General features: G+C 41.0%; 1 protein-coding gene. It reads left to right on the top strand.

Annotated features, from left to right (window positions below):
• Positions 1–534, top strand: a 534-nt coding sequence (locus HC175_RS17150; protein ID WP_168139540.1) for an alpha/beta fold hydrolase, incomplete at both ends; no start/stop codon positions are given.

Raw genomic sequence — 534 nt, 5'->3', positions numbered from 1 at the left:
AGATCAATGACTTTAAAATTTCAGGAAAAAAAGATCTATTATTCTGTAGTTGGCAAAGGGGAGGCGACTGTTTTGTTGCATGGTTTCCTGGAATCCTCTAAGATCTGGGAAGAATTCCTTCCGGAATTTTCGAAACACGGAAAGATCATAACGATAGATCTTCCGGGACATGGAAGGTCTGAAATTGTCTCTGAAGTGCATCGCATGGAATTAATGGCCGAAGCTGTACATGAAGTTTTCAAGGCTACAGGTGTCAAAAAAGCTAATTTTATAGGTCATTCCATGGGGGGTTATGTGGGACTTGCTTTTATGGAAAAATATCCGCAGCTGATAAATGATTTTATGCTGCTCAATTCTACTCCGCAGGCAGATTCTGAAGAAAAAAAGGAGAACAGGGACAGATCTGCAGAGCTGGTAGAGAAGAACAAGAAGGCCTATGTAAGCATGGCCATAAAAAACCTGCTTTCTCCCGCTAATTCCGAGAGGTTTTCAGATGAAGTGCAGGATTTGATCAAAGAAGCTTCACATTTTCCA

The sequence above is a fragment of the Salinimicrobium oceani genome, from assembly GCF_012037645.1.
The sequence above is the reverse complement of the archived record's forward strand: the minus strand, read 5'-3'. Positions and strand labels throughout refer to the sequence as shown.